At 44.6% G+C, this 23,582-nt stretch carries 32 protein-coding genes; all 32 read left to right on the forward strand.

Annotated elements, in window-relative coordinates:
* Positions 1-15: 15 nt before the first annotated feature.
* Positions 16-3,855 carry a DNA-directed RNA polymerase subunit beta gene (rpoB, locus tag P0M28_RS24745; RefSeq protein ID WP_302210938.1) on the forward strand — a complete coding sequence of 1,280 codons (3,840 nt, stop codon included), beginning with the start codon at positions 16-18 and terminating at the stop codon, positions 3,853-3,855.
* A 73-nt stretch (positions 3,856-3,928) separates the two neighbouring features.
* Positions 3,929-8,248 (forward strand): DNA-directed RNA polymerase subunit beta', encoded by a 4,320-nt coding sequence (gene rpoC / locus P0M28_RS24750; protein ID WP_302205975.1) that lies wholly within the window; start codon positions 3,929-3,931, stop codon positions 8,246-8,248.
* A 2-nt stretch (positions 8,249-8,250) separates the two neighbouring features.
* Positions 8,251-8,580 carry a DUF3467 domain-containing protein gene (locus tag P0M28_RS24755; RefSeq protein ID WP_302205977.1) on the forward strand — a complete coding sequence of 110 codons (330 nt, stop codon included), beginning with the start codon at positions 8,251-8,253 and terminating at the stop codon, positions 8,578-8,580.
* Between the two features lie 94 nt (positions 8,581-8,674).
* Positions 8,675-9,049, forward strand: coding sequence for a 30S ribosomal protein S12 (gene rpsL / locus P0M28_RS24760; protein ID WP_302205979.1), 375 nt, complete (start codon positions 8,675-8,677; stop codon positions 9,047-9,049).
* A 20-nt stretch (positions 9,050-9,069) separates the two neighbouring features.
* Complete coding sequence (gene rpsG / locus P0M28_RS24765) at positions 9,070-9,537, forward strand: 30S ribosomal protein S7 (RefSeq protein WP_302205981.1); 468 nt, start codon at positions 9,070-9,072, stop codon at positions 9,535-9,537.
* 3 nt (positions 9,538-9,540) lie between these two features.
* Entirely contained in the window at positions 9,541-11,658 is a 2,118-nt protein-coding gene (fusA, locus tag P0M28_RS24770; protein ID WP_302205983.1) for an elongation factor G, read from the forward strand.
* Between the two features lie 5 nt (positions 11,659-11,663).
* Positions 11,664-11,969: a 30S ribosomal protein S10 gene (gene rpsJ / locus P0M28_RS24775; RefSeq protein WP_302205985.1), complete on the forward strand. Its 306-nt coding sequence runs from the start codon at positions 11,664-11,666 to the stop codon at positions 11,967-11,969.
* A gap of 228 nt (positions 11,970-12,197) precedes the next feature.
* Complete coding sequence (gene rplC / locus P0M28_RS24780) at positions 12,198-12,836, forward strand: 50S ribosomal protein L3 (protein WP_302205986.1); 639 nt, start codon at positions 12,198-12,200, stop codon at positions 12,834-12,836.
* 21 nt (positions 12,837-12,857) lie between these two features.
* Positions 12,858-13,502, forward strand: coding sequence for a 50S ribosomal protein L4 (rplD, locus tag P0M28_RS24785; protein ID WP_302205988.1), 645 nt, complete (start codon positions 12,858-12,860; stop codon positions 13,500-13,502).
* Between the two features lie 2 nt (positions 13,503-13,504).
* Complete coding sequence (rplW, locus tag P0M28_RS24790) at positions 13,505-13,792, forward strand: 50S ribosomal protein L23 (protein ID WP_302205990.1); 288 nt, start codon at positions 13,505-13,507, stop codon at positions 13,790-13,792.
* Positions 13,793-13,804: 12 nt separating this feature from the next.
* Positions 13,805-14,632 (forward strand): 50S ribosomal protein L2, encoded by an 828-nt coding sequence (rplB, locus tag P0M28_RS24795; protein ID WP_302205992.1) that lies wholly within the window; start codon positions 13,805-13,807, stop codon positions 14,630-14,632.
* Positions 14,633-14,911, forward strand: a complete 279-nt coding sequence (gene rpsS / locus P0M28_RS24800) for a 30S ribosomal protein S19 (protein WP_302205994.1) — start codon at positions 14,633-14,635, stop codon at positions 14,909-14,911.
* Positions 14,912-14,913: 2 nt separating this feature from the next.
* Positions 14,914-15,285 carry a 50S ribosomal protein L22 gene (gene rplV / locus P0M28_RS24805; protein ID WP_302205996.1) on the forward strand — a complete coding sequence of 124 codons (372 nt, stop codon included), beginning with the start codon at positions 14,914-14,916 and terminating at the stop codon, positions 15,283-15,285.
* 8 nt (positions 15,286-15,293) lie between these two features.
* Entirely contained in the window at positions 15,294-16,028 is a 735-nt protein-coding gene (gene rpsC, locus P0M28_RS24810; RefSeq protein WP_302205998.1) for a 30S ribosomal protein S3, read from the forward strand.
* 11 nt (positions 16,029-16,039) lie between these two features.
* On the forward strand, positions 16,040-16,462 hold the full coding sequence (rplP, locus tag P0M28_RS24815; protein ID WP_302205999.1) for a 50S ribosomal protein L16: 423 nt from the start codon (positions 16,040-16,042) through the stop codon (positions 16,460-16,462).
* Position 16,463: 1 nt separating this feature from the next.
* Positions 16,464-16,664 (forward strand): 50S ribosomal protein L29, encoded by a 201-nt coding sequence (rpmC, locus tag P0M28_RS24820; protein WP_302206000.1) that lies wholly within the window; start codon positions 16,464-16,466, stop codon positions 16,662-16,664.
* A 3-nt stretch (positions 16,665-16,667) separates the two neighbouring features.
* Positions 16,668-16,931, forward strand: coding sequence for a 30S ribosomal protein S17 (gene rpsQ / locus P0M28_RS24825; protein ID WP_302206001.1), 264 nt, complete (start codon positions 16,668-16,670; stop codon positions 16,929-16,931).
* 3 nt (positions 16,932-16,934) lie between these two features.
* Positions 16,935-17,303: a 50S ribosomal protein L14 gene (rplN, locus tag P0M28_RS24830; protein ID WP_302206002.1), complete on the forward strand. Its 369-nt coding sequence runs from the start codon at positions 16,935-16,937 to the stop codon at positions 17,301-17,303.
* Between the two features lie 2 nt (positions 17,304-17,305).
* Complete coding sequence (gene rplX, locus P0M28_RS24835; protein WP_302206003.1) at positions 17,306-17,638, forward strand: 50S ribosomal protein L24; 333 nt, start codon at positions 17,306-17,308, stop codon at positions 17,636-17,638.
* A 2-nt stretch (positions 17,639-17,640) separates the two neighbouring features.
* A complete protein-coding gene (gene rplE / locus P0M28_RS24840; RefSeq protein ID WP_302206004.1) occupies positions 17,641-18,213 on the forward strand; it encodes a 50S ribosomal protein L5 in 573 nt (190 codons plus the stop codon).
* 3 nt (positions 18,214-18,216) lie between these two features.
* A complete protein-coding gene (gene rpsN / locus P0M28_RS24845) occupies positions 18,217-18,486 on the forward strand; it encodes a 30S ribosomal protein S14 (protein ID WP_302206006.1) in 270 nt (89 codons plus the stop codon).
* Positions 18,487-18,566: 80 nt separating this feature from the next.
* Positions 18,567-18,968 carry a 30S ribosomal protein S8 gene (rpsH, locus tag P0M28_RS24850; RefSeq protein ID WP_302206007.1) on the forward strand — a complete coding sequence of 134 codons (402 nt, stop codon included), beginning with the start codon at positions 18,567-18,569 and terminating at the stop codon, positions 18,966-18,968.
* A 12-nt stretch (positions 18,969-18,980) separates the two neighbouring features.
* On the forward strand, positions 18,981-19,532 hold the full coding sequence (rplF, locus tag P0M28_RS24855) for a 50S ribosomal protein L6 (RefSeq protein WP_302206009.1): 552 nt from the start codon (positions 18,981-18,983) through the stop codon (positions 19,530-19,532).
* Positions 19,533-19,541: 9 nt separating this feature from the next.
* Positions 19,542-19,895: a 50S ribosomal protein L18 gene (gene rplR, locus P0M28_RS24860; RefSeq protein WP_302206011.1), complete on the forward strand. Its 354-nt coding sequence runs from the start codon at positions 19,542-19,544 to the stop codon at positions 19,893-19,895.
* A gap of 3 nt (positions 19,896-19,898) precedes the next feature.
* The gene (gene rpsE, locus P0M28_RS24865) at positions 19,899-20,414 is read left to right on the forward strand and encodes a 30S ribosomal protein S5 (RefSeq protein ID WP_302206013.1); all 516 of its coding nucleotides are present in this window, start codon (positions 19,899-19,901) and stop codon (positions 20,412-20,414) included.
* A gap of 4 nt (positions 20,415-20,418) precedes the next feature.
* Positions 20,419-20,598, forward strand: a complete 180-nt coding sequence (gene rpmD / locus P0M28_RS24870) for a 50S ribosomal protein L30 (protein WP_302206014.1) — start codon at positions 20,419-20,421, stop codon at positions 20,596-20,598.
* A gap of 1 nt (position 20,599) precedes the next feature.
* On the forward strand, positions 20,600-21,046 hold the full coding sequence (gene rplO, locus P0M28_RS24875; RefSeq protein ID WP_302206015.1) for a 50S ribosomal protein L15: 447 nt from the start codon (positions 20,600-20,602) through the stop codon (positions 21,044-21,046).
* Between the two features lie 6 nt (positions 21,047-21,052).
* On the forward strand, positions 21,053-22,372 hold the full coding sequence (secY, locus tag P0M28_RS24880; RefSeq protein WP_302206017.1) for a preprotein translocase subunit SecY: 1,320 nt from the start codon (positions 21,053-21,055) through the stop codon (positions 22,370-22,372).
* A 10-nt stretch (positions 22,373-22,382) separates the two neighbouring features.
* Complete coding sequence (gene infA / locus P0M28_RS24885) at positions 22,383-22,601, forward strand: translation initiation factor IF-1 (protein ID WP_302206019.1); 219 nt, start codon at positions 22,383-22,385, stop codon at positions 22,599-22,601.
* A gap of 8 nt (positions 22,602-22,609) precedes the next feature.
* Entirely contained in the window at positions 22,610-22,726 is a 117-nt protein-coding gene (gene ykgO, locus P0M28_RS24890; RefSeq protein WP_240428247.1) for a type B 50S ribosomal protein L36, read from the forward strand.
* A 2-nt stretch (positions 22,727-22,728) separates the two neighbouring features.
* On the forward strand, positions 22,729-23,106 hold the full coding sequence (rpsM, locus tag P0M28_RS24895; protein WP_302206021.1) for a 30S ribosomal protein S13: 378 nt from the start codon (positions 22,729-22,731) through the stop codon (positions 23,104-23,106).
* A gap of 70 nt (positions 23,107-23,176) precedes the next feature.
* Positions 23,177-23,569: a 30S ribosomal protein S11 gene (rpsK, locus tag P0M28_RS24900; RefSeq protein WP_302206023.1), complete on the forward strand. Its 393-nt coding sequence runs from the start codon at positions 23,177-23,179 to the stop codon at positions 23,567-23,569.
* The last annotated feature ends 13 nt before the right edge of the window (positions 23,570-23,582 follow it).

A 23,582-nucleotide genomic window follows, 5' to 3' on the forward strand; every position in this document is an offset into this window, starting at 1 on the left:
GGCCTTCCTAACCGTATTAGCTTTGCTTCTATTGGAAAGGTACTAGATTACCCCGATTTTCTTAATGTTCAACTGCAATCTTTTCAGGATTTCCTGCAGATTGATACCCCCGCTGAGCAGCGAAGAAACGAAGGGCTATATAAAGTATTTTCGGAAAATTTTCCGATCACCGACTCTCGGGAGAACTTTGTTCTTGAGTTCATAGATTACGTAATTGATCCACCGAAATATTCGGTAGATGAATCCATAGATCGCGGGTTAACATATTCCGTCCCGCTCAAAGCAAAGCTACGTTTATCGTGCAACGATGAAGATAACGAAGACTTTGAGACCATAGAACAAGAGGTGTTTTTGGGTAACATCCCGTACATGACTACCAAAGGTTCTTTTATTATCAACGGGGCTGAGCGTGTTATCGTATCACAGCTGCACCGATCTCCGGGAGTGTTCTTCGCTCAAAGCAAGCATACCAACGGTACCAAGCTGTATTCAGCACGAATTATTCCGTTTAAGGGTTCGTGGATTGAGTTTGCTACAGATGTGAACAATGTGATGTATGCGTATATTGACCGAAAAAAGAAGTTTCCGGTAACTACGCTGTTGCGCGCCATTGGCTATGGATTAGATAAAGACATTCTCAACCTTTTTGAGCTTTCTGAAGAGGTCGAGGCCAATGAAAAAAACCTGAAGCAGTACGAAGGGCGAAAGTTAGCCGCAAGAGTGCTACGTACCTGGACAGAAGATTTCGTAGATGAAGATACTGGAGAGGTAGTTTCTATTGACCGAAACGAAGTATTACTGGAACGAGACTCAGTACTTCAGGAAGAAGATATTAACACCATTCTTGAGTCTGGAACAGATTCTATCATTCTGCATCGCGAGGATGTGAATGTGACAGACTACTCAATAATCTATAATACGCTTCAGAAAGACCCGTCTAACTCGGAGAAAGAAGCGGTTGAGCAAATCTATCGTCAGCTTCGTAATACTGAGGCACCTGATGAGCAAACCGCTCGGGACATTATTCAGAGTCTGTTCTTTAGCGACAAGCGTTATGATTTGGGCGAGGTAGGACGTTACCGAATTAACAAAAAATTAGACTTAGAGATAGAATCTGATATTCGGGTACTAACCAAAGAAGATATCATCAAAATTGTTAAGTACCTAATTGGGTTGATTAACTCTAAGGCGGTGGTAGATGATATTGACCACTTGAGTAACCGACGGGTACGAACCGTGGGTGAGCAGCTGTATAGCCAGTTTGGAGTAGGTTTGGCGCGGATGGCTCGAACCATCAAAGAGCGGATGAACGTACGGGACAACGAGGATTTCAAACCCGTTGATCTTATCAACGCCCGAACGCTTTCTTCGGTAATCAATTCCTTCTTCGGAACCAACCAGCTTTCGCAGTTTATGGATCAGACCAACCCACTAGCGGAAGTGACCCACAAGCGAAGAATGTCAGCCTTAGGGCCGGGTGGTCTGTCCCGAGAGCGAGCCGGTTTTGAGGTACGTGATGTTCACTACACCCACTACGGTCGTTTGTGTACAATTGAGACTCCAGAAGGTCCGAACATTGGGCTAATCTCATCACTATGCGTTCACGCCAAAGTGAATACGATGGGCTTCATTGAAACCCCGTACCGTAAAGTAAATGAGGGGATTGTTACCAAAGATGTAGTATACCTGACGGCCGAAGAAGAAGACACACATAATATCGCCCAAGCAAACGCCCCGATTGAAGACAGTGGGAAATTTGTAAACGAAACGGTGAAAGCCCGTTACGAAGGTGACTTCCCGGTGGTGGGTCCCGATGATCTTACCTACATGGATATTGCGCCCAACCAAATTGTATCGGTAGCCGCTTCGCTTATTCCGTTTTTGGAACATGATGATGCTAACCGGGCTTTGATGGGATCAAACATGCAGCGACAAGCTGTGCCTTTGCTAAAACCTCAGGCTCCAATTGTGGGAACTGGGTTAGAAGGACGGGTGGCACAAGACTCTCGCTCACTGATTGTAGCCGAAGGCGATGGTGAAATCCACTACGTTGATTCTAAGAAGATTACTGTAAGGTATGACTTGACCGACGATGAGCGATTGGTGAACTTTGGCGACGACTTGAAAACCTACGAGTTGATTAAGTTCCGTCGTACTAACCAGGATACTTGCGTGAACCTCAAGCCTATTGTGCTAAAAGGGGAGCGAGTAACGCAAGGTCAAGTTCTCTGCGAAGGATTCGCTACTGAAAACGGAGAGTTAGCATTAGGCCGAAACCTGCTGGTGGCTTTCATGCCTTGGCAGGGATATAATTTTGAAGATGCGATTGTAATCTCAGAAAGAGTAGTGCGCGACGATGTGTTTACATCAGTACATATTGAGGAGTTTGAATTAGAAGTGCGGGACACCAAGCGCGGAGAGGAAGAACTAACTTCGGAGATTCCTAACGTGAGTGAAGATGCGGTTAGGAATCTGGATGAAAATGGTATCATCCGTACCGGTGCAGCAGTAAAAGAAGGCGATATTCTGATTGGTAAGATCACCCCGAAAGGAGAGACTGATCCAACGCCGGAGGAAAAGCTGCTTCGTGCTATTTTTGGCGATAAAGCTGGGGATGTGAAAGATGCCTCATTACGGGCTTCTCCTTCGCTTCGAGGAACTGTAATTGACACCAAACTTTTCTCGCGTCCTAAAAAGGATAAAGACCTGCGAGCCAAAGCCCGAAAAGAGGTAGAAACGCTGAAATCTCGCTTTAAGAATGATATTCTGGCTGTGCGAGGGGAGATGATCGATAAGATGGTTTCTCTGCTAGATGGTAAAAACTCTCAAGGGATTAAGCATAAGTTCGGCGATGAGATTATGTCGAAGGGTGTGAAGTTTAACCGCCAGAATATTGAGAATAATCTGTTTCCAGATAAAAATATCTACCGAGACGAAAGTTCGTACAGCATTCCTGAAGAAGCTAATCTGATTGCGGATATTATTGTTGACGACTGGACTGGCGACGAACGCATTGACCGTATGGTGGGTGAGCTGGTGAAAAACTATAACAATCGTCGTAATGAGGTAACAGCACGGTTCAAGCGAGAGCGATTTACCCTGGAGGTAGGCGATGAACTGCCAGCAGGTATTGTGCAGTTAGCTAAAGTGTACGTAGCCAAAAAGCGAAAGCTTAAAGTGGGAGATAAGATGGCGGGACGCCACGGAAATAAAGGAGTGGTTGCCAAAATTGTGCGGGAAGAAGACATGCCATTCCAAGCCGATGGCACTCCGGTAGATATTGTGTTGAACCCACTAGGGGTGCCCTCCCGGATGAATATCGGTCAAATCTATGAGACCGTATTGGGGTGGGCCGGACTGAAACTTCACAAACGTTACGCTACGCCGATTTTTGACGGAGCTACGATGGAGGACGTTACTAAGGAGTTAAAAGACGCCAAGCTACCCGACTACGGACGAACCTATTTATACGACGGATTGTCGGGAGTGCGGTTCGACCAGAAAGTAACCGTAGGAGTAATCTATATGCTTAAACTGGGACACTTGGTAGACGATAAGATGCACGCTCGCTCTATTGGGCCGTACTCGCTCATCACGCAGCAGCCATTGGGTGGTAAAGCTCAATTCGGGGGACAGCGTTTTGGTGAGATGGAGGTATGGGCACTGGAAGCCTTCGGAGCAGCTAACGTGTTACAGGAGATCCTAACAGTGAAATCTGACGATGTGGTAGGACGGGCTAAAGCCTACGAAGCCATTGTGAAGGGGGAAAACCTGCCTCGTCCGAATATTCCGGAGTCATTCAACGTACTCGTTCACGAGCTGCGAGGTTTGGCCTTGGAAATTACATTAGACTAAAAACTATGAGTATCCGCTACTGCGGATACCTAATTTTACATTATCAATTTTCAATTTTCAATTGATATAAAGTATGGCATTCAAGAAAAATAAGAAGTTCTCCAATGATTTCTCGAAGGTAACCATTAGCCTTGCTTCTCCTGAGTCTATTTTAGAAAGCTCGCACGGGGAAGTTACGCAGCCCGAGACCATCAATTACCGGACGTACAAGCCGGAAATGGGTGGGTTGTTTTGTGAGCGTATTTTCGGCCCGGTAAAAGATTGGGAATGTCATTGCGGAAAATATAAGCGCATTCGCTACAAAGGTATTATTTGCGACCGTTGTGGAGTAGAAGTGACTGAGAAGAAGGTGCGACGAGAGCGAATGGGGCATATTGAGTTGGTGGTGCCCGTAGCGCATATTTGGTACTTCCGCTCGTTGCCGAACAAAATTGGCTACCTGCTTGGTCTTTCTACTAAGAAACTCGATCAGATTATCTACTACGAGCGCTACGTGGTAATCCAAGCTGGAGTGAAAGCTGAAGACGGAATTAGCTATCTGGATTATCTGACTGAGGATGAATACCTAGATATCATCGATAAGCTTCCGGCCGATAATCAGCGATTGGACGATAACGATCCGAATAAGTTTATCGCTAAAATGGGAGCGGAAGCCCTGGAGATGCTACTAGCCCAGCTAAAACTGCAGGAGCTAGAGTATAGTCTTCGCCATCAGGCCAACACGGATACTTCCCAGCAAAGAAAAGCAGAGGCACTAAAGCGGTTGAAAGTAGTAACAGCTTTCCTTGATGCCCGCAATCGTATTGAGAACCGTCCGGAGTGGATGGTTATTAAGATGGTGCCGGTTATTCCGCCTGAACTACGTCCATTAGTACCGCTCGATGGTGGTCGCTTTGCCACTTCCGATTTGAACGATCTTTACCGTCGGGTAATTATCCGAAACAATCGTCTGAAGCGACTGATCGATATTAAAGCACCCGAAGTAATTCTTCGAAACGAGAAGCGAATGCTGCAAGAAGCGGTTGACTCACTCTTCGACAACTCTCGGAAGGTAAACGCAGTGCGCTCCGACGGAAATCGGGCACTGAAATCACTCAGCGATATGCTGAAAGGTAAGCAAGGACGTTTCCGCCAGAACCTACTGGGTAAGCGAGTTGACTACTCGGGTCGTTCGGTGATCGTGGTAGGTCCCGAATTGAAAATGCACGAATGCGGTTTGCCTAAAGATATGGCAGCTGAGCTTTTCAAGCCGTTCATCATTCGTAAGCTCATCGAGCGGGGAATTGTCAAAACGGTAAAGTCAGCCAAGAAAATTGTGGATCGTAAAGATCCGGTAGTTTGGGATATTCTGGAAAATGTGTTGAAGGGACATCCGGTGCTATTGAACCGGGCTCCAACGCTTCACCGTTTGGGTATACAAGCATTTCAGCCCAAGCTAATTGAGGGAAAAGCTATTCAGCTTCATCCGTTAGTATGTACTGCCTTCAATGCTGACTTTGATGGTGACCAGATGGCGGTACACGTGCCATTAGGACACGAAGCGGTACTGGAGGCTTCTATGCTGATGCTGTCCAGCCATAACATTTTGAACCCAGCCAATGGCGCACCTATAACGGTTCCTTCGCAAGACATGGTGCTTGGGTTGTACTACGTAACCAAAGGGCGTAAGCACACTCCGGAGGTGCCAATTGCAGGAGAAGGCCTGTCTTTCTACAGTGCCGAGGAGGTGATTGTAGCTCTCAATGAAGGTCAGATTTCTAAGCACGCGTATATTAAAGTACGAACAAAAGTTCGTAATGAGCAGAACGAGCTAGAAGATAAAATCATCGAGACGGTTGCTGGGCGAGTGGTATTCAATGAGCTGGTGCCGGAAGAAGTGGGGTACGTAGATGAACTCCTCACGAAGAAGAAGCTACAGCAAATCATCGCGATGGTCTATAAAATTGCTGGCGTAGCCCGTACGGCCAAATTCTTAGATGACATCAAAGAGTTAGGTTTCCAGATGGCCTACAAGGGTGGGTTATCCATTGGGTTAGACGATATTATCGTTCCGAACGATAAACTAGGGCTTATCCAGGAAGCAAAAGAGGAAGTTGATTCAGTTCGGAACAACTACTTTATGGGGCTTATCACCGATAACGAGCGTTACAATCAGGTAATTGACGTATGGACTCGGGTGAACTCTCGTTTGACCAACGCCCTGATGAAGAAAATGGAAGACGACCAGCTAGGGTTCAACTCCATTTATATGATGATGCACTCGGGAGCTCGCGGTTCTCGGGAGCAGATTCGTCAGCTTGGCGGTATGCGAGGGCTAATGGCTAAGCCGCAGAAAAACCTGCAAGGTTCAGTCGGTGAGATTATTGAGAACCCAATTCTTTCCAACTTCAAGGAAGGGCTCGACGTAATTGAGTACTTTATCTCTACACACGGAGCGCGGAAAGGTCTGGCTGATACGGCTTTGAAAACAGCCGATGCTGGTTACCTAACTCGTCGTCTGGTAGATGTAGCTCAGGATGTAGTGATTCGGGAAGAGGACTGTGGTACTGTTCGCGGATTATTGGTAGCTTCTCTTAAAGATAACGAAGAAGTAGTAGAACCGCTATCAGAGCGTATTCTGGGGCGGGTGTCTGTACACGATATTTTTGATCCGATTTCGGACGAGCTTATCATTGAGTCGGGAACGGAAATTACCGAAGAATTAGCAGCCTTGGTGGATGAACGAGGCATTGAAGAGATGGAAATTCGCTCACCACTGACGTGTGAAACCAAGAGTGGAATTTGCTCGAAATGCTACGGAAGAAACCTTTCAACGGGCTACATGGTACAAGACGGTGAATCGGTTGGCGTTATTGCAGCTCAGTCTATTGGTGAACCCGGTACGCAGTTAACGCTTCGTACGTTCCACGTGGGGGGTACAGCTTCCAACATTGCGGTAGAAGCTACTATCAAAGCGAAGTTCTCCGGTAAAGTAGAATTTGAGGAGCTACGCTCGCTAAAAACTACCGACGACGAAGGCGAACCTAAAACGGTAGTAATGGGCCGCTCGGGTGAAATAAAAATTGTAGATGAGAAAACAGGCAAAGTATTCTCAACCTACAATGCACCCTACGGTTCCTTCCTGCGAGTGAAGGAAGGCGATACGGTAGAGAAAGGAGACGAGCTTTGCTACTGGGATCCGTACAACGCAGTGATCCTTTCGGAGTTTGAAGGAAAAGTAGACTTCGAGTACATTGAACAGGGAATTACCTACAAAGAAGAATACGATGAGCAGACGGGGCACCGTGAGAAGGTAATTACCGAAACGAGGGATAAAACGAAGAATCCGGCTATCGTTATTGAACCTTCGGGCAGTGACTTTGAGCGTAAAGCTTACAACATTCCAGTAGGAGCGCACTTAGCCGTAGATATTGACGATAAAGTTCGAGCCGGACAAGTAATTGCCAAGATTCCTCGGATGATGAGTAAGTCTCGGGATATTACAGGTGGTCTGCCTCGGGTAACTGAACTTTTTGAGGCACGTAACCCTTCCAATCCGGCGGTAGTAAGTGAGATCAACGGAGCCGTAACCTACGGAGGCATCAAACGAGGTAATCGGGAAATATTTATTGAGTCGAAAGATGGAATCAAGAAACGATACTTAGTACCGCTTTCTAAGCACATTCTAGTTCAGGATAATGACTTCGTTCGGGCGGGAATGCCGTTGTCTGATGGAGCCATTACCCCAGCGGATATTCTGGCGATTAAAGGCCCAACGGCAGTACAAGAATATTTAGTGAATGAGATTCAGGAAGTATACCGTTTGCAAGGAGTAAAAATCAACGATAAGCACATTGAGGTGATTGTAAGCCAAATGATGCAAAAAGTGGAGATTGAGAATGAAGGGGATACAAACTTCTTGAAGCGACAGGTAGTAGATAAATTCTCGTTCCGGGAAGAAAATGATGCTATTCTAGATAAAAAGCTTGTGGTGGAAGTAGGAGACTCTACCAACTTCAAGCAAGGCATGATTATCTCTTCTCGTCAGCTTCGCGATGAAAACTCTTCTCTGAAGCGTCAGGACAAAAATATCGTGCAGGTACGCGATGCTCAACCGGCGGTAGCCAAACCTACCTTGCAGGGAATCACTCAGGCATCATTAGGTACCGAGAGCTTTATCTCGGCGGCTTCTTTCCAAGAAACCACCAAAGTACTTAGTGAAGCTTCCATTCGAGGAAAAGCTGATCATCTGAACGGCCTGAAAGAAAATGTGATTGTCGGCCATCTGATTCCAGCCGGAACAGGTATGCGAGAATACAAGAACATTATTGTTGGTTCTAAGGAAGAGTACGAAGCATTGCGCGCTTCCCGCGAAAGTCGCGTGGAAGAAAATAGTACGGTTGAAACCAACTAGTAATGGCTAAAGAAGAGCAAGAAGATCAACAGCGTCGGAACCAGATTAGCATTGAGCTTTCGGAAGAAATGGCCGAAGGGCAGTATGCTAATCTGGCCACGATTGCCCACTCCAATAGTGAGTTTGTCATCGATTTCATTCGCCTGATGCCAGGGGCACCCAAAGCGAAAGTGAAATCCCGAATTATTATCACCCCCGATCATGCTAAGCGGCTGCTATTCGCCTTGCAAGATAATATCGAAAAATTCGAGGGAGCATTCGGTCCAATCAAGCAGTCAGACGAGACTCCGAAGTTTCCAATTAACTTTGGTGGGGCAATTGGAGAGGCTTAAGAACTATTTTGAAATTATATTTTGTTATAAACCGTCTATTTGGCTAACTTTGCACCTCAAAATTTCGCGAGGTGTAAGAAAATAGTAAATTTTAATGCCTACCATACAGCAGTTAGTAAGAAAAGGAAGAAAGGAATTGACTTCAAAATCGAAGTCGCCCGCACTGGATTCTTGTCCACAACGCCGGGGAGTTTGTACCCGGGTTTACACTACCACTCCTAAGAAGCCCAACTCGGCCATGCGTAAGGTGGCGCGGGTGCGGTTAACCAACGGTCGGGAGGTAAACGCTTACATTCCCGGAGAAGGACATAACCTGCAGGAGCACTCAATTGTATTGATTCGCGGGGGACGGGTGAAGGACTTGCCAGGGGTGCGTTACCACATTATTCGCGGTGCGCTGGATACCGCTGGTGTAAGTGGACGTCTGCAAAGAAGATCAAAATACGGCGCAAAACGCCCTAAAAAATAGAACCATAGCAATAATACTCCATGAGGAAAGCTAAACCCAAGAAAAGATACGTTTTACCCGATCCTAAGTACAAGGATACGCTGGTAACCCGATTTGTGAATTACATGATGGTAGATGGTAAGAAAAGTACCGCCTATTCTATTTTCTATGATGCCATTTCGCTAGTAGAAGAGCGCACCAGTGAAAATGGTCTGGAGCTTTGGAAGAAAGCACTAGGTAACATTATGCCATCGGTAGAAGTGAAGAGTCGTCGAGTGGGTGGTGCTACTTTTCAGGTGCCATTAGAAGTGCGGCCGGGACGAAAAACATCGCTAGGTATTAAGTGGATGATTCGCTACGCTCGCGCTCGGGGAGAAAAAACGATGAAGGAGCGGTTAGCAGGAGAAATTATTGCTGCTTCTAAAGGAGAAGGGGCTGCCGTGAAGAAAAAAGATGATACGCATCGTATGGCCGATGCTAACAGAGCTTTCTCACATTTTAGAATTTAAGAAATGAAGCGCGATTTACGATATACTAGAAATATTGGTATTGCTGCCCATATTGACGCGGGCAAAACCACCACTACAGAACGTATTCTGTACTACGCTGGGGTAAGCCATAAAATTGGTGAGGTGCATGATGGTGCTGCCACTATGGATTGGATGGAGCAAGAGCAGGAGCGAGGAATCACTATTACTTCGGCAGCAACTACCGTAAAATGGCCTTATCGAGAAAAAGATTACCATATCAATATTATTGATACTCCTGGACACGTAGATTTCACTGTGGAAGTGAACCGATCTTTGCGTGTGCTAGATGGATTAGTATTCTTATTCAGTGCCGTAGATGGAGTAGAGCCGCAGTCAGAAACTAACTGGCGTTTGGCTAACAACTATAATGTTGCTCGCATTGGCTTTGTGAATAAAATGGACCGCCAGGGGGCTGATTTCCTTGGCGTGTGCAAGCAGGTAAAGGAAATGCTAGGTAGCAACGCAGTTCCGCTTCAATTGCCCATTGGTGCTGAAGAGAACTTTAGAGGGGTAGTTGATCTAGTGAATAACCGCGGTATTATTTGGAACGAGGAAGATTTAGGTATGACATTTACCGAAGTGCCTATTCCGGATGATATGGTAGAAGAAGTGGCTGAGTATCGGGAGAAACTACTGGAAGCAGTAGCGGAGTACGATGAAAGCCTGATGGAGAAGTTCTTCGATGACCCTGACTCTATTACAGAAGAAGAAATACTGACCGCTTTACGGGCAGCCACTATCGATATGGCAATTGTGCCTATGCTTTGCGGTTCATCGTTCAAGAATAAAGGGGTGCAGACCATGCTTGACTACGTGATGGCTCTATGTCCTTCACCGCTCGATCGTGAAAAAATCAAAGGAACAAATCCTGATACTGAAGAGGAGGTGTTTCGTAAGCCTGACTTTGATGAGCCTTTTTCGGCTTTGGCTTTCAAGATTGCGACTGATCCTTACGTTGGGCGTCTGTGTTTTATCCGAGCGTACTCAGGCGTATTAGAGTCTGGCTCCTACGTTTATAATACTCGCTCTGACAATAAAGAGCGAATTAGCCGTATCTTCCAAATGCACGCTAAGAACCAAAATCAAATTGATAGTTTGGGAGCGGGGGATATTGGTGCGGTAGTAGGTTTTAAGGACATCAAAACAGGCGATACACTGTGTGATCAGAATAACAAGATTGTGCTGGAATCAATGGACTTTCCCGATCCGGTGATTGGATACGCTATTGAACCTAAAAAGCAAGCCGATGTAGATAAGCTAGGAATGGCCATAGCCAAACTTGTAGAAGAAGACCCAACACTTCAGGTAAATACCGACGAAGAAACCGGGCAAACTATTCTGCGGGGCATGGGTGAGCTTCACCTAGACATTATCATTGACCGTCTGCGTCGCGAGTTTAAAGTAGAAATCAACCAAGGGGCACCTCAGGTAGCTTACAAAGAGACTATTACCTCGGTGGTAGATCACAAGGAGGTCTACAAAAAGCAAACGGGTGGTCGTGGTAAGTTTGCTGACATTGTGTTTGAACTAGGGCCGATTGATGAAGAGCCTGATCCGAAGGAAGTTAAAGACGGACTTCAGTTCGTAAATAATATTGTTGGTGGGGTTATCCCCAAAGAATTCATTCCCGCTATTCAAAAAGGGTTTTCACAAGCCATGAGCAACGGTCCGTTGGCTGGTTATCCTATTGAGCATATGAAGGTTCGGCTGTACCACGGGTCATTCCATGACGTGGATTCCGATGCGCTTTCGTTTGAACTAGCTGCTCGTCTAGGATTTAAAGAGGCGACTAAAAAAGCAAAACCGGTTTTGCTCGAGCCAATTATGTCGGTAGAGGTAGTAACCCCTGATGAATACACAGGATCAGTAACGGGCGACCTGAACCGCCGGCGTGGAATTATGAAGGGAATGGATAGTAAAGGAGTTGCTCAGGTTATTAAATCAGATGTGCCCTTAAGCGAGCTATTTGGTTACGTGACTGATCTACGGACAATTTCATCCGGTAGAGCTACCGCCACACTTACATTCTCGCACTACGATCCAGTGCCTACCAATATTGCCGAAACGGTTATTGCCAACGCCAAAGGCGAGTCAAAATAATAGCTATGAATCAGAAGATAAGAATTAAGCTAAAATCATACGACCATAATTTAGTGGATAAATCCGCTGAAAAGATTGTTCGAGCCGTAAAAACAACCGGAGCAGTAGTGAGTGGTCCTATTCCATTGCCTACCCGCCGGGAGATTTTTACTGTACTACGTTCACCGCACGTAAATAAGAAAGCGCGGGAGCAATTTCAACTTAATACCTTTAAGCGGTTGGTAGATATTTATTCTAGCAGCAGCAAAACTGTAGATGCCCTAATGAAGCTAGAGCTTCCTAGCGGAGTAGACGTAGAAATTAAGGTATAAAGCACATAATATTTGTTGAGTGATAACCAATTCCGAAAGCCGGGATTGGTTATTTTTTATCTCATGCCAATTAGTAAAAAATCAGTGAACTAGTCGTATTTGTAAATCGTTGCAACGAGTCAGTTATTTACCAACAAAATAATTTGTTAAGCTAAGGTAAATCGCTAAATTTGCAGTCCTTTTACGGAAAAGAGGAATCTTTAAGAATAAAATTACATCCATAGTATAATGTCAGGCATTATTGGAAAAAAGATTGGGATGACCAGCATCTTCGATGAGCAAGGTCGCAACGTTGCTTGCACAGTGATTGAAGCTGGTCCTTGTGTAGTAACCCACGTAAAGAATGAGGAGTCCGATGGGTACAATGCTGTACAGTTGGGTTTTGGCGACCGTAAGGAGAAAAACGTCTCTTCAGCAATGAAAGGACATTTCAAGCGATCTAAAACTACTCCTAAGGCCAAGCTGGTTGAGTTTAGAGATTTTAGAGTTGAATTTGAAGGGGAAGATCAGGTTGCTCTTGGCAATTCAATTACCGTAGGCGATGTATTTACTGAAGGGGACTTCGTAGATGCTATTGGAAAATCTAAAGGAAAAGGTTTTCAAGGCGTGGTAAAGCGTCATGGTTTTGGTGGAGTAGGTGATGCTACCCACGGTCAGCATAACCGACAACGGGCTCCTGGATCAATTGGTGCGTGCTCTTTTCCTTCCCGTGTATTCAAAGGAATGAAAATGGCTGGCCGAACCGGTGGAGACCGCGTGAAGCTACTTAATCTGCGGGTGCTGAAGATCATCCCGGAAAAGAATTTAGTGCTAATCAGTGGTTCAGTGCCAGGGGCAAAGAACTCAACTGTTGTCTTAGAGAAATAATCATAAAGAAGTAATTCCAACATGGAAATTGCCGTAAAAAATATTCAAGGAGAAGAAACCGGGCGCTCAGTCACACTAGAAGATAGCATCTTTGGGGTAGAACCTAACGACCATGCTATCTACCTGGATGTAAAACAGTACATGGCTAACCAGCGTCAGGGTACACACAAAGCCAAAGAACGGGCAGAGATTGCTGGGTCTACCCGCAAAATAAAACGTCAGAAAGGAACGGGTACTGCTCGAGCGGGTAGCATAAAGTCGCCGATCTTTCGGGGAGGTGGTCGTATTTTTGGTCCTCGTCCGCGTAACTACGGATTTAAGCTAAACAAGAAAGTAAAGCAGCTAGCCCGTAAGTCAGCTTTATCATATAAAGCGAAGGATAACCAAATCACGGTGTTAGAAGCATTCAATTTTGATGCACCCAAAACCAAGAATTACTTAGGGTTGCTCTCTACGCTCTCGCTTCAGAACGGAAAATCACTGTTAGTATTAGACAGCCCAGATAGAAATATTGCTTTATCAGCTCGTAACCTTCCCAATGCTAAGGTGGTAACGGCCAATAAATTGAATACTTACGAAATTCTAGATGCCCGCCACCTAATTATGAGCGAAGAGGCGGTGAAGACGCTTAAAGAAATGTATGACAAAAAGGCTAACGATAATTAGATATGAACATTCTTAGAAAGCCTTTAGTAACCGAAAAGATATCGGAGCAAAACGAACAAGGTAAGTACGGTTTTGTTGTAGACCGGCGCGCCAATAAATTACAGATTCGTGATGCGGTAGAAAAGATGTACGGTGTAACGGTAGATAAAGTGTGGACAATGAACTACCAGGGAAAATCCAAGAGCCGATATACTAAGTCCGGGGTCATTTCCGGAAAGTCCCCTAATTTCAAAAAAGCAGTCGTGCAAGTGGCTGATGGGGATATTATTGATTTTTATAGTAACGTTTAATTGTGAGGTAGTATGGCAGTTAAGAAACTTAGGCCGATAACCCCAGGACAGCGACACAGAATAGCTCCTGACTTTTCTGATATCACTACCAATAAGCCCGAACGCTCATTGGTAGTTACATTGAAAAAATCAGGCGGACGAAATAATCAAGGGCGGATGACTACCCGCTACAAAGGCGGTGGGCATAAGCGCAAGTTGCGCCTAATTGATTTTAAGCGGCAGAAAGTAGATATACCCGCTACGGTGAAAACAATTGAGTACGATCCCAATCGTTCGGCGTTCATTTCGCTAGTCGAGTACCAAGATGGTGAGAAAGCATATATAATTTCCCCATCAGGACTAAAAGTTGGTCAGCAGGTAATATCGGGAGCTTCGGTAGCCCCTGAAGTAGGCAATTGCCTTCCCCTATCGGCTATTCCGCTGGGTACAATTGTGCATAACATTGAGTTAACTCCCGGCAAAGGCGGTCAAATGGCGCGCGGTGCGGGTGCTTATGCTCAGCTACTAGCTCGAGAAGGGAAATACGTAACCGTAAAACTGCCCTCTGGTGAGATGAGAATGATTCTTTCCACCTGCGTGGCTACGATTGGTTCGGTATCTAACACCGACCATATGAATGTTTCTTACGGTAAGGCAGGTCGTAAGCGATGGTTAGGCCGTAGACCTAGAACCCGTGGGGTTGCTATGAATCCGGTTGATCACCCGATGGGTGGTGGTGAAGGAAGAGCTTCAGGTGGACATCCTCGTTCGCGAAATGGAGTAATAGCCAAAGGGTACAAAACCCGCCGACCTAAGAAGTACTCGAATCGTCTAATAATTAGCAGGAAGAAAAAGAAATAAATGGCACGTTCACTAAAAAAAGGACCCTATATAGACTTCCGCCTGGAAAAAAAGGTGGAAGCAATGAGTCAGTCCAATAAAAAGTCAGTAATCAAGACCTGGTCTCGGCGCTCTATGATTTCGCCTGATTTTGTAGGGCAGACTTTTGCTGTTCATAACGGGAATAAATTTATTCCAGTGTACATCACTGAGAATATGGTAGGTCATAAATTAGGCGAGTTTGCTCCAACCCGTAATTTCCGGGGGCATATTTCCAAAAAAGATAAAGGCAGACGATAACTATGGAAGCGGTAGCAAAATTACGTAATGAACCTACCTCGGCTCGCAAAATGCGCCTAGTGGCTGACATGATTCGGGGCAGAAATGTATACGAAGCATTAAATATTCTCAAGTTTGAACCAAAGAGTGGAGCAGCTAAGCTGGAGAAGCTATTAGTTTCGGCCATTGCTAATTGGCAAGAGTTGAATGAGGACGAAAGATCAGACGAAGCCGATCTATATGTTAAGGAGATTCGGGTAGATGGTGCCCGCATATTGAAGCGTTTGCGCCCAGCTCCTCAGGGAAGAGCGCACCGTATTCGCAAGCGTTCAAACCACGTTACGCTAATAATTGACAGCAATGCTGTTGAACAAGAAATTCAATCTGAAGACTAGAATTTACTATGGGACAAAAGGTTAACCCAATCGCACTGCGACTAGGAATTATTAAAGGCTGGGATTCTAACTGGTACGGCGGGAAAGATTTTTCCGACAAGCTGGTAGAAGACCATGAGATACGTAAATATATAGATGCTCGTTTGTCTCGAGGTGGAGTTTCTAAGGTGATTATTGAGCGCACTCTGAAGCGAATTACGCTAACAATTCATACGGCTCGTCCCGGAGTTGTAATTGGTAAGGGCGGTCAGGAAGTAGATAAGTTGAAAGAAGAGCTTAAGAAGCTTACTGGGAAAGATATTCAGATTAACATTTACGAGATAAAGCGTCCTGAGCTAGATGCCCAACTTATTGGGGACTCGATTGCCCAGCAGCTTCAGGCGAGAATATCGTACCGTCGGGCCATGAAGCAAGCTATTGCTTCTGCTTTGCGAGTAGGTGCCGAAGGAATTAAAATTAAAGTTTCTGGCCGACTAGGTGGTGCGGAGATGGCGCGAACCGAGCAATACAAAGAAGGGCGTATTCCGCTTCATACACTACGGGCTGATATTGATTACGCTATCTCCGAAGCAAATACCATCTACGGAAAAATTGGTATTAAGGTATGGGTTTTCCGAGGTGAAGTATTTGGTAAGCGCGATCTATCTCCCAACGTAGGCAACCAGAGTGGAAATAATAGTGGTGGCGGTGGCCGTGGCGACCGTCGCAGAGAAGGTGGACGAAGCCGAAGAAGAAATCGATAAGATAATCAGCTATGTTACAGCCGAAAAGAACAAAATTTAGAAAAAAGCAGAAAGGTCGAGTTAAAGGGTTAGCCCAACGAGGACATACCGTGGCTTTTGGTAGCTTTGGATTAAAGACACTAGAGCCAGCCTGGATTACCAGTCGGCAGATTGAGTCCGCTCGTATTGCCATGACTCGTTATATGAAACGAGAAGGTCAGGTGTGGATTCGGATTTTTCCAGATAAACCCGTGACTAAGAAGCCAGCCGAAGTGCGAATGGGTAAAGGAAAAGGAGCACCTGAATATTGGGTAGCTACGGTAAAACCCGGGCGAATTATGTTTGAAGTATCGGGAGTATCTACGGAAATAGCTAAGGAAGCATTGCGGTTAGCTGCCCAAAAACTTCCGGTAAGTACTAGGTTTGTTGTTCGTAAAGATTACGTAGGAAAGTAATATGAAAAACGAAGAAATTAAATCCATGTCGGCGGATGAGCTAACAGAAACGTTAAAATCTGAGCAGGATAATCTGACTAGATTGCGCTTTGCTCACGCTATTTCGCCAATTGAGAATCCAATGAAGATTAAAACTTCTCGTAAAACTATTGCCCGCATTAAAACTGCATTACGGGCGCAAGAACTAGCCAACAACGAATAGATCATGGAGCAGAAAGAACGTAATCTACGCAAAGAACGTATTGGGCAAGTTCTTAGTAACAAGATGGAAAAGTCAATTACTATTTCCGTTGAGCGAAAGGTGAAGCACCCAATCTACGGTAAGTTTGTACGGAAAACTACTAAGTTTTTAGCCCACGATGAGAACAACGATTGTGGCATTGGTGATACGGTTCGTATTATGGAAACCCGTCCGCTAAGTAAAAATAAGCGATGGCGTTTAGTAGAAATCATTGAAAGAGCTAAGTAAATTATGATACAGCAAGAGTCTAGGCTAAATGTAGCTGACAATAGCGGAGCAAAAGAGGTGCTTTGTATTCGCGTTCTAGGCGGTACGAAGCGTCGTTATGCTTCGGTGGGTGATAAAATTGTAGTAACTGTAAAATCGGCTATCTCTTCTAGCAATTTGAAGAAAGGGACGGTTTCTAAGGCAGTAATTGTTCGTACCAAAAAGGAAGTTCGTCGTAAAGATGGTTCTTACATTCGGTTTGAGGAGAACGCTGCCGTGCTGCTAAACCCTAACGATGAACCTCGGGGAACTCGGATTTTTGGACCAGTAGCTCGCGAACTGCGCGAGAAGCAGTTTATGAAAATTGTTTCACTAGCTCCTGAAGTACTTTAATTATGGCTAAGCTTAGAAAGAAGAAACTAAAGATCAAATCTGGAGACACCGTAAAAGTGGTTTCTGGTAATGATAAAGGAAAGACTGGAAAAGTAGTATCGGTACTAATAGCTGACAATAAGCTATTAGTAGAAGATGTTAACGTTGTTACCAAACACGTGAAACCTTCCGCTCAGAACCCAGAAGGAGGGCGCAACCAACAGGAAGCTCCCATACATATTAGTAACGTAATGTTGATTGATCCGGCCAGCGGAGAGCCTACTAAAGTAGGTAGAAAGAAGAATGATGGCGGGAAAATTCAACGATACAGCAAAGCAACCGGAGAGTTTATTTAATTATGGCAACTACTGAAACATATACGCCGCGTTTAAAGCAGAAATTTCAGGACGAAATCACCTCTCAGCTGAAAGAAAAATTTGAGTATTCTTCAGTAATGCAGGTGCCTCGCTTGGTTAAAATTGCCGTGAACAAAGGAATCGGCGATGCTGTGGCCGATAAGAAGCTGGTAGATGTTGGGGTTGAGGAGCTGACCTTAATTACAGGGCAGAAAGCAGTTCCTACCATTGCTAAGAAATCAGTCTCTAACTTTAAGCTTCGTGAATTTATGCCAATCGGGGCGAAAGTAACGCTACGAGGCAGCCGCATGTACGAGTTTTTGGATCGTCTCATGTCAGTTGCTCTACCACGGGTGCGCGACTTTCGAGGTATTAACGATAAAGGGTTCGACGGACGAGGCAACTATACATTAGGAGTAAAAGAACAAATTATATTTCCAGAGATCAGTATTGATAAAGTGAACCGGATTTCAGGAATGGACATTACGTTTGTTACTACGGCAAATACCGACGAAGAAGCTTACGAGCTTTTAAAAGCATTCGGAATGCCATTTGCAAACCGAAACGCATCTTAAATTATGGCAAGAAAATCAGTTATCGCCCGAGAAAGAAAACGCCAACGCTTGGTAGAAAAGTATGCTGAAAAGCGAGCGGAATTAAAAGCGCAAGGTGACTACGAAGCTTTAGATAAGCTACCTAGAAATGCTTCACCGGTTCGGTTGCACAATCGTTGTAAGCTAACCGGACGGCCTAAAGGATACATGCGGAAGTTTGGAATTTCGCGAGTTACTTTTCGTGAACTAGCTTCAAACGGGAAAATTCCGGGAGTTACCAAAGCAAGCTGGTAAAAAATAGCAATATATTTTTTGCGAAGGGAAGAAAATCTTACCTTTGCAATCCGTTTTTTAAGGCGGCAAAGAAAAATAGTATGATAACAGATCCAATAGCTGATTACCTAACTCGATTGAGAAATGCCATTAAGGCAAATCACAGAGTTGTTGAAATACCTGCTTCTAACTTGAAGAAAGAAATTACTCAGGTTTTACACAGTAAAGGGTACATTCAAAACTATAAATTTGAGGAAGGGGTGAACTATCAGGGGGTAATCAAGATTGCCCTTAAATACAACCCTCTGAAGAAAACTCCGGCTATCACTCACTTAGAGCGAGTAAGTAAGCCTGGCTTGAGAAAGTACGCTAAAGCTGATGAATTACCTCGAGTATTGAATGGGTTGGGTATAGCAATTCTTTCTACTTCTAAAGGAGTAATTTCTGATAAAGAAGCTCGGCAGCAGAACGTAGGCGGAGAGGTTATTTGCTACGTATATTAATAATAGTATAGTATGTCTCGTATAGGAAATCAACCAGTAAGTATTCCTGAAGGAGTTTCTGTGAGCCGGGAGAGTAGCCTGGTAAAAGTGAAAGGTCCCAAAGGAGAGCTATTTCAGCACGTAGACGCTGATTTTGATGTAAAGATTGAGGAGGGTGAGCTTACTTTGTCTCGGCCTACCGAACAGAAGAGGCATAAGTCGCTGCACGGGTTATACCGGTCGCTGGTGGCTAATATGGTAGAGGGAGTAAGCGAAGGTTTTAAAAAGGAACTTGAACTTGTTGGGGTTGGTTATCGAGCCAATGTTCAAGGCAATATCTTGGAACTTAACCTGGGCTACTCTCACAATATATTTTTGCAAATACCCGAAGGAATTAAAGTGACAGCCGAAACTGCCAAAGGGAAGAACCCGATAGTGACTTTGGAAGGTTACGATAAGCAGTTGGTAGGGCAGGTTGCTGCTAAGATTAAGTCTTTGCGTCCGGTTGAGCCTTACAAAGGGAAAGGCATTCGGTTCGTGGGCGAAATTGTTAGAAGAAAAGCAGGTAAAACTGCGGCTAAATAATAGAAGATTATGCCAGTTCGTAAGAATAATAATCGTCGGAGCCGAATTAAGAAGAGCATCCGTCGCAAGATACAAGGAACCACTGAACGTCCTCGTCTGTCAGTCTATAAAAGCAATAAGAATATTTACGCTCAAATTATTGACGATAGTCAGGGTAAAACGATAACCAGTGCCTCTTCAACTGAGCTAGGAAGTTTTAATAACCCTACTGTTGAGGTATCTAATAACGTTGGAAAGAAATTAGCCGAGAAGGCAGTGGCAAGCGGATTGGAGTCAGTAGTGTTTGATAGAAACGGATATATTTACCACGGAAAAGTTAAAGCATTAGCAGAAGGTGCCCGCGAGGGTGGCCTAAAATTTTAACGAATGGCACAGAATGTACGGTCAGTTAAGGCCAGCGAATTAGATTTAAAAGAAAAAGTTGTTGCTATCAAGCGCGTAGCCAAAGTGGTGAAAGGTGGACGGCGATTCAGCTTTTCAGCTATTGTGGTAGTAGGTAATGGTGATGGGATTGTTGGGTATGGTTTAGGAAAAGCTAATGAAGTTACCGATGCTATCACTAAAGGAGTAGATGATGCTAAGAAAAACCTGCTGAAAGTTCCGGTTCTAAAGGGAACCATTCCTCACGAGAATATTGGTAAATATGGCGGTGGGTTCGTTCTGCTAAAGCCTGCTTCACCTGGAACCGGAGTAATTGCCGGTGGTGCGATGCGTGCTGTGTTAGAGAGTGCTGGAGTAAACGACGTATTGGCCAAATCCAAGGGTTCGTCCAATCCTCATAATGTAGTTAAGGCTACCTTTGACGCATTAGCTACTATGCGAGATGCTTACTCGGTAGCGGAACAACGAGGAATTGAGTTAGAAAAAGTATTTAACGGCTAGAATAATGGCTAAGATCCAGATTACCCAAGTCCGTAGTGCAATTAATAAACCTAAGCGTCAGAAATTGACATTACAGGCACTTGGGTTAGGCAAGCTGCACCGAACAGTAGAAGTTGAAGCAAATCCTCAGATTCAGGGGATGGTTCGAAAAGTAAATCATCTCGTAACTGTAAAAGAAGTTTAGTATGAACCTTAGTAACTTAAAACCTGCTGAAGGATCAGTTAAAAATAAAAAGCGAATCGGCCGAGGAGCTGGCTCCGGTTGGGGTGGCACTGCTGGTCGAGGTCACAAAGGAGCTCAGTCCCGATCAGGGTACAAAGTAAAAGCAGGCTTTGAAGGTGGTCAAATGCCACTACAGCGTCGGGTTCCTAAGTTCGGTTTTAAATCACCTAATAGAGTGGTTTATCACGTAGTGAATGTAGGGCAGTTGCAAGGAGTAGTTGATAAGTTAGGCAAGTCCGAACTCTCCTTCCAAGACTTTGTATCAGTAGGGTTGGCAGGAAAAAAAGACTTAGTTAAGATACTAGGAGACGGAGAAATTTCAGCATCAGTGAAAGTAGAAGCTCACGCTTTTTCTAAGTCGGCTAAAGAGGCGATTGAGAAAGCAGGAGGAGAAACAGTTAAACTGTAAGCGTGTATGAAGAAGTTCATTACCACTATTAAGAACATATTTTCTATTGAGGAACTGCGTAATCGTATCTTAAATACGATTGGCTTTCTTATTATATTCCGTCTTGGCTCTTTTGTGGTTCTACCTGGGGTAGATCCTAACCTACTGGAGCAAGGAGCTGATAGTGGTATTTTCGGGCTTCTGAACACATTCTTAGGTGGTGCATTCAGTCGTGCCTCTATTTTTGGGTTGGGTATTATGCCGTACATTTCGGCATCTATTGTTATCCAGCTACTAACCGTTGCGGTTCCCTACTTCCAGAAAATGCAGAAGGAGGGTGATTCTGGTCGGAAGAAGATGAACCAGATTACTCGGGTTCTTACTATTCTGATTACACTGGGTCAATCAGTAGGATATTTAGCGTATGCCGTACCAGATGAGGCAGTTATGATCGACCAGACTCTGTTCACCATAACGGCTATGATCTTATTATCGGCGGGCACGATTTTCTGTATGTGGTTAGGTGAGAAAATTACCGATAAAGGAATTGGTAATGGTATCTCCATGCTGATTATGATTGGAATCATCTCCCGCTTTCCGGGTTCAATCGTTGCGGAAGCATTAGCAAAAGGCATGAGTGGTGCTCTATTGTTTGTATTAGAAATTGTAGCTTTATTCTTTGTAGTAATGGCTTCGGTAATTCTGACACAAGCTATTCGGCGAGTTCCGGTTCAATACGCTAAGCAAGTAGTTGGTAATAAAGTATACGGTGGACAGCGACAGTATATTCCCCTACGGGTAAATGCTTCGGGAGTAATGCCTATTATCTTTGCTCAATCATTAATGTTCTTACCTGGCCTGCTGGCTGGAATATGGGCTGATCAGAGTGATATTGCAGCTTCTATTGGACGGACATTTGCGGATATTTCCTCCTGGCAATACAACGTGGTTTTTGGTATACTAATTATCTTATTTACCTTCTTCTACACAGCAATTACGATCAACTCTACCCAAATTGCAGATGATCTGAAGCGGAACGGTGGATTTGTACCGGGGGTGAAGCCTGGTAAACCTACAGCAGATTTTCTAGATACCATATTATCTCGAATTACGCTGCCTGGTTCGGTTTTTCTATCCATCATCGCTATTATGCCGGCTATTGCTATGGTGGCGGGAGTCACTACCGATTTCTCTTACTTTTACGGGGGAACTTCGCTCTTAATTATGGTAGGGGTTATACTGGATACTCTACAACAAATAGAAAGCTACTTACTCATGCGCCACTACGAAGGGTTGATGAAATCAGGAAGGGTAAAAGGGCGATCGCAAAATGCAGCAGTGGCTTAGTAATGAACCTATGGCAAAACAAGCATCAATTGAACAAGACGGAACCATTGTAGAAGCACTGTCTAATGCAATGTTTCGGGTAGAGTTAGAGAACGGGCACGAGGTAATTGCCCACATTTCGGGTAAGATGAGAATGAATTATATTAAAATTTTACCTGGTGATCGAGTGAAGTTAGAAATGTCTCCCTACGATCTTACCAAAGGAAGAATTGTTTATCGCTATAAATAGAAGAAATCATGAAAGTAAAAGCGTCCATCAAAAAGCGAAGTGTCGATTGCAAGATCGTTCGCCGAAAAGGAAAGCTTTATATTATTAACAAAAAGAACCCCCGGTTCAAACAAAGACAAGGTTAATTATGGCTAGAATTGCTGGAGTTGATATTCCTGACCACAAGCGAGGCGAAGTTGGGCTGACGTACATTTTTGGTATTGGCCGAAGTGCTTCCCTTAGCATATTAGCAAAAGCAGGAGTAGATCCTGATAAGAAAGTGGGAGAGTGGAATGATGAAGAATCGAATCAGATTCGCCAGATTATTTCTGAAAATCATAAGGTAGAAGGGGTTCTGAAATCTGAAGTTCAACTGAACATTAAGCGATTGATGGATATTGGTTGCTACCGAGGGCTTCGTCATCGTAAAGGATTACCTCTGCGAGGGCAGCATACTAAGAACAACTCCCGTACTCGTAAGGGTAAGCGGAAGACCGTTGCTAATAAGAAAAAGGCTACTAAGTAATTTATGCAACGACGCAGAGTACCCGTTGTGGCGACCGCCGCGCGGAGCAATGCGTCGCCACAATCATATTATGGCACAAAAGAGAAAAGATAAAGGTAAGAAGAGAGTTGTCGCGGTTGATACCGTTGGGCAGGCTCACATTAAAGCTTCTTTCAACAACATTATTATCTCCATTACTAACATGGCAGGTCAGGTTGTTTCCTGGTCATCTGCTGGAAAAATGGGGTTCCGGGGTTCTAAGAAAAACACTCCTTACGCCGCCCAGATGGCAGCATCTAACTGTGCTCAGGTTGCGTACGATCAGGGCATGAGAAAGGTAGAAGTGTACGTAAAAGGGCCTGGCTCAGGAAGAGAGTCTGCCATTCGTACTCTTCAGAATACTGGTTTAGAAGTGACTATGATTCAGGATGTTACTCCTCTTCCCCACAATGGCTGTCGTCCTCCTAAGCGACGTAGAGTTTAATTCATTATAAAGA

This window comes from Tunicatimonas pelagia (assembly GCF_030506325.1).
Lineage (GTDB): Bacteria > Bacteroidota > Bacteroidia > Cytophagales > Cyclobacteriaceae > Tunicatimonas > Tunicatimonas pelagia.

Coding starts and splice junctions, on each gene's coding strand:
- P0M28_RS24755 (WP_302205977.1), top strand. CDS start 8,251: ATGGCTAAAGAAGAGCAAGAAGATCAACAGCGTCGGAACCAGATTAGC.
- rpsL (WP_302205979.1), top strand. CDS start 8,675: ATGCCTACCATACAGCAGTTAGTAAGAAAAGGAAGAAAGGAATTGACT.
- rpsM (WP_302206021.1), top strand. CDS start 22,729: ATGGCTAGAATTGCTGGAGTTGATATTCCTGACCACAAGCGAGGCGAA.
- rpsS (WP_302205994.1), top strand. CDS start 14,633: ATGGCACGTTCACTAAAAAAAGGACCCTATATAGACTTCCGCCTGGAA.
- rplE (WP_302206004.1), top strand. CDS start 17,641: ATGGCAACTACTGAAACATATACGCCGCGTTTAAAGCAGAAATTTCAG.
- rpmC (WP_302206000.1), top strand. CDS start 16,464: ATGAAAAACGAAGAAATTAAATCCATGTCGGCGGATGAGCTAACAGAA.
- rpsE (WP_302206013.1), top strand. CDS start 19,899: ATGGCACAGAATGTACGGTCAGTTAAGGCCAGCGAATTAGATTTAAAA.
- rplV (WP_302205996.1), top strand. CDS start 14,914: ATGGAAGCGGTAGCAAAATTACGTAATGAACCTACCTCGGCTCGCAAA.
- fusA (WP_302205983.1), top strand. CDS start 9,541: ATGAAGCGCGATTTACGATATACTAGAAATATTGGTATTGCTGCCCAT.
- rpsG (WP_302205981.1), top strand. CDS start 9,070: ATGAGGAAAGCTAAACCCAAGAAAAGATACGTTTTACCCGATCCTAAG.
- rplB (WP_302205992.1), top strand. CDS start 13,805: ATGGCAGTTAAGAAACTTAGGCCGATAACCCCAGGACAGCGACACAGA.
- rplX (WP_302206003.1), top strand. CDS start 17,306: ATGGCTAAGCTTAGAAAGAAGAAACTAAAGATCAAATCTGGAGACACC.
- rplR (WP_302206011.1), top strand. CDS start 19,542: ATGCCAGTTCGTAAGAATAATAATCGTCGGAGCCGAATTAAGAAGAGC.
- rpmD (WP_302206014.1), top strand. CDS start 20,419: ATGGCTAAGATCCAGATTACCCAAGTCCGTAGTGCAATTAATAAACCT.
- rpsJ (WP_302205985.1), top strand. CDS start 11,664: ATGAATCAGAAGATAAGAATTAAGCTAAAATCATACGACCATAATTTA.
- ykgO (WP_240428247.1), top strand. CDS start 22,610: ATGAAAGTAAAAGCGTCCATCAAAAAGCGAAGTGTCGATTGCAAGATC.
- rpsN (WP_302206006.1), top strand. CDS start 18,217: ATGGCAAGAAAATCAGTTATCGCCCGAGAAAGAAAACGCCAACGCTTG.
- rpsQ (WP_302206001.1), top strand. CDS start 16,668: ATGGAGCAGAAAGAACGTAATCTACGCAAAGAACGTATTGGGCAAGTT.
- rplN (WP_302206002.1), top strand. CDS start 16,935: ATGATACAGCAAGAGTCTAGGCTAAATGTAGCTGACAATAGCGGAGCA.
- rplC (WP_302205986.1), top strand. CDS start 12,198: ATGTCAGGCATTATTGGAAAAAAGATTGGGATGACCAGCATCTTCGAT.
- rpsC (WP_302205998.1), top strand. CDS start 15,294: ATGGGACAAAAGGTTAACCCAATCGCACTGCGACTAGGAATTATTAAA.
- infA (WP_302206019.1), top strand. CDS start 22,383: ATGGCAAAACAAGCATCAATTGAACAAGACGGAACCATTGTAGAAGCA.
- rplO (WP_302206015.1), top strand. CDS start 20,600: ATGAACCTTAGTAACTTAAAACCTGCTGAAGGATCAGTTAAAAATAAA.
- rplF (WP_302206009.1), top strand. CDS start 18,981: ATGTCTCGTATAGGAAATCAACCAGTAAGTATTCCTGAAGGAGTTTCT.
- rpoC (WP_302205975.1), top strand. CDS start 3,929: ATGGCATTCAAGAAAAATAAGAAGTTCTCCAATGATTTCTCGAAGGTA.
- rpsH (WP_302206007.1), top strand. CDS start 18,567: ATGATAACAGATCCAATAGCTGATTACCTAACTCGATTGAGAAATGCC.
- secY (WP_302206017.1), top strand. CDS start 21,053: ATGAAGAAGTTCATTACCACTATTAAGAACATATTTTCTATTGAGGAA.
- rplP (WP_302205999.1), top strand. CDS start 16,040: ATGTTACAGCCGAAAAGAACAAAATTTAGAAAAAAGCAGAAAGGTCGA.
- rpsK (WP_302206023.1), top strand. CDS start 23,177: ATGGCACAAAAGAGAAAAGATAAAGGTAAGAAGAGAGTTGTCGCGGTT.
- rplD (WP_302205988.1), top strand. CDS start 12,858: ATGGAAATTGCCGTAAAAAATATTCAAGGAGAAGAAACCGGGCGCTCA.
- rplW (WP_302205990.1), top strand. CDS start 13,505: ATGAACATTCTTAGAAAGCCTTTAGTAACCGAAAAGATATCGGAGCAA.